Genomic DNA, 3,482 nt, shown 5'->3' on the forward strand with positions numbered 1-3,482 from the left:
GTGGCGGGCTGATCGCTTTGCTGGGGCAGTTGATCGGCGGGGCGCCGGGGCGGGCGACCGGCGGTCCGGTCAGTCCACAGCGGCCCTATTGGGTCGGTGAGCGCGGGCCGGAATTGTTCGTGCCGACCAGCAGCGGACAGGTGGTCGCGGCACAGGGCGGCGGTGCGCGCGAGGTGCGGGTGGCGATCACGGTCAACGCCGCCGGCGGCGACGCGCCCCGCGCGCTGCAACAGTCGAGCCGGCAGGTCGCGCGGGCGGTGCGCGCCGCGCTGATGGAGGCGTGAACCATGGGATATTGGCTGGCGGAGCGGCGCACGGTGCAGGAGGCGGGGGTGCTGTCGCGGTTCGACCCTGCCTATTGGACGGTCGATTTTCCGCGTCCGATGATGGCGTCGGTGGTGACGACGGGCGCGGATGCGCTGCGGGTCGACTGCGTCTTTTACCGGCAGGACGATCTGGCGGGGCTGATCTGGGCATCGGAGGATGTCCACGACCACCCGCTGCTGCGCTATGACACGGTGCGCGATTATCGCGATTGTACCTTGCGGTTCCGCTGGCGGTCCGGCGGCATCCGGCCGCTGGATGCGCGGCATGGCCCGGTGCTGACCATCGAGGGGCGCGATGCGGGCGGTGTAGCGCGGGCCTGGTATGTGCGGTTGTGGAATTACGCGACCGGCACGCCCGAGGATGCCGAGGTCGTGATCGACTTTGCGAGCGTCGTCGGCGGGTACAGGCTGCCCGAGGACGGCGTGCCGGTCTGGGCGGGCGATGTCGACCGGATGTTCGTGTCGCTGGTGCCGCCGGACTATGCCGAGGGTGGCGCCTTGCTGGCGGCGCCGGCGGAGGGCTGGGCGGAGATGTCGGCGATCCGGTGCGAGGGGCCGGGATCGGTGCTGGGCGTCGGCGATGTGGTGCTGCCCGAACATGACCTGCGGATCGCGAGCGGCTATGACGACAGCTATCACCTGACGCCCGAACGGCTGCTGCACAATGCGCTGCGGCTGGGGTATCGTGGTGCCCTCGTCCACTATGTGGGCATGAGCCATTATTTCCGGCTCGAACGGTCGGGTGACGGGCTGTTCGTGTCGCTGGCCGGGGGCGTGCTGAATGGGCCGTGCGCCGCGTGGCATCGCGACTTTGCCGAGCGGGCGGGGGCGCTGGGGTTCGATCCGATCTGGTCGCTCAGCTACGAATTGTTCGACGCGCATTGCTGGGGCGACTGGAAACAGCGGGCGAGTGACGGGTCGCCTGCGCTGACCGGATGGGTGCCGCCCTCGACCTTGCTGTCGCCGGCGCATTCGGGCGCGATGGGGTATCTGCAGGCGGTGGCGCGGGCGTTCGTCGGGATCGCGCGGGCGGCGGGCGGGCGCGGGCGGTTCCAGGTCGGCGAGCCATGGTGGTGGGTGACCACCGATCATCGCATCTGCCTGTACGACGATGCCGCGCGGGTCGCGCTGGGCGGTGACGTGCCGGTGATCGACGATGTGCGCGGGCGTTTGAGCGCGGCGCAGCGGGGGTTGCTCGACCGGGCGGGGGCGTTGCTGGCCAGCTCGACGGCGGCCTTGGTCGCGGCGGCGCGGAGCGCGGGGGCGGAGGAGGCGTTGCTGCTCGCCTATCTGCCGACGATCCTGAATGCCGACAGCCCCGAGGTCAGCCGGGCGAACCTGCCGGTCGGCTGGGCAAGGCCGGCGTTCGATGTGTTGCAGCTGGAGGATTATGACTGGGCGGCGACCGGCAATGTCGGGGCGACGGCGCGGGGCGTCGCGGCGGCGGGGGTAAGGCTCGGTTATCCGGCGCACGAACAGCATTATTTCTCGGGCTTCGTGCTGAAGCGCGAGGACCGGGCGCAGTGGCGCTCGATTGCCGAGGCTGCGGAGGTGGCGATGGCGAGGGGCGTGGCGGAGACGTTCGTCTGGGCGCTGCCGCAGGTGCTGCGCGACGGGTTCATCTATTTTCAGGAGGAGGGGGCGATGGAGGCGTTCGATGACGTGCGCTTTCCGCTGGCGCTGGGCGCGGAGGCCGAGGTGATGCCGGAGACGTCGACCGCGATCGCGGTGGCGGCGGGCGGGCACGAGGCGCGCAATGTCGACTGGGCGGAACCGCGCACCCGCTATGATGTCGGACCCGGCGTGCGGTCGCAGGCGGATGTGGCGCTGCTGCTCGATTTCTTTCGCGCCAGGCTGGGGCCGGCGCGGGCGTTCCGGTTGCAGGACCCGTTCGATCATTCGACGGCCGCGGTGCCGGGATTTGGCGATGTGGTGATCGGGATCGGCGATGGCGCGACGACGCGGTTCGCGCTGGTGAAGCGGTACGGGCAGATGGTGCGGCGGATCACCCGGCCGGTGGCGGGCAGCGTGCGGGTCGGCGTGGGCGGGGTCGAGACGCAGGGCTTTTCGGTCGGCGCGGGCGGTGTCGTGCTGCTCGACGTCGCGCCGGGCAAGGGCGTGGCGGTGACGGCGGGGTTCGTGTTCGACGTGCCGGTGCGCTTTGCCGAAGACCGGTTGCAGGTGGCGCGGGCGACCCATGGCGCAGGTGTCGCGGCCAGCGTGCCGCTGATCGAGGTGCGCGAGGCATGAGCGCGGTCACGACGCTGACGCTGTGCTGGCGGATCGAGCGGCGCGACGGGGTGACGTTCGGGCTGACCGCGCATGACCGCGACCTGGTGGTGGACGGGCTGACCTATCGCGCGGCGCCGGGCGACGCTGGGCGACCGCAGGTGCCGGGTGGCGATGCGCGGGCGGCGGAAGGTCGTGCGGGTCGTCGCGCAGGAGGGCGAGCGGCTGGTGCTGGCGGCGGGGGCGGGGTTTGCGCGCGGGCGGCTGCGGTGGATCGGCGGGGCGAATGGCGGGCTGTCGGCGTTCGTCGTCGCGGCGGATGCGGAGAGCGTGACGCTGGAGGCGGTGCCGGGCTTCGAGGGGACGGGGGCATTCGTCGAGCTGAGCGAGGGGTGCGACGGGACGCTGGCGACCTGTCGCGACCGGTTCGGCAATGTCGCGAATTTTCGGGGCGAGCCGCATCTGCCCGGCATCGACCTGCTGACCCGCTATCCCGGCGCATGAGCGCGGTCGGGCGGGCACGCAGCGTCATCGGGTGTCGGTTCCGCCGGCAGGGGCGGACGCCGGACGACGGATTCGACTGTGTCGGGCTGGTCGGCTGGGCGCACTGCGTCGCGGTGCCGGACGATTGTCCGCCGCGCTGTAGCGATGTGGCGCGGGTGGTGGCCGGGCTGGGGCAGGGGTTCCGGCAGGTCGAGCAGGCGGTGGCGGGCGATGTGCTGCTGATCGAAAGCGGGCCGGGGCAGTTGCATCTGGCGATCGCGAGTGGCGACGGCGTGATCCACGCCGATGCGGTGGCGCGGGCGGTGGTCGAACGGCCGGGGCCGCCGCCGTGGCCGGTCCTGAGCATCTGGCGCAAACGGGAGGACGAACATGGCGACGATGGTGCTGACGACGCTGGGCGGCGCAGCTGTCTCGTATACACAA

At 71.6% G+C, this 3,482-nt stretch carries 2 protein-coding genes and 2 pseudogenes; all 4 read left to right on the forward strand.

Annotated features, from left to right (window positions below; all coding sequences use genetic code 11):
- Positions 1-284: pseudogene (locus tag CA237_RS19165) on the forward strand (tail tape measure protein); the annotation flags it as partial.
- A gap of 3 nt (positions 285-287) precedes the next feature.
- The gene (locus CA237_RS19170) at positions 288-2,576 is read left to right on the forward strand and encodes a DUF2460 domain-containing protein (protein ID WP_066690126.1); all 2,289 of its coding nucleotides are present in this window, start codon (positions 288-290) and stop codon (positions 2,574-2,576) included.
- Positions 2,573-3,059 (forward strand): annotated as a pseudogene (locus CA237_RS19175) (DUF2163 domain-containing protein). The gene CA237_RS19170 and the pseudogene CA237_RS19175 overlap by 4 nt, the downstream one beginning before the upstream one ends.
- The coding region (locus CA237_RS19180) for a hypothetical protein (RefSeq protein WP_206433024.1) at positions 3,056-3,482 on the forward strand (427 nt) is incomplete at its 3' end. The pseudogene CA237_RS19175 and the gene CA237_RS19180, both read left to right, overlap by 4 nt.

The sequence above is a fragment of the Sphingomonas sp. ABOLH genome (assembly GCF_003951715.1).
GTDB classification, from domain to species: domain Bacteria; phylum Pseudomonadota; class Alphaproteobacteria; order Sphingomonadales; family Sphingomonadaceae; genus Sphingomonas; species Sphingomonas hankookensis_A.

What these genes read in the sequence shown, in the direction of transcription:
- CA237_RS19170 (WP_066690126.1), top strand. Translation starts at nt 288, where the DNA reads ATGGGATATTGGCTGGCGGAGCGGCGCACGGTGCAGGAGGCGGGGGTG.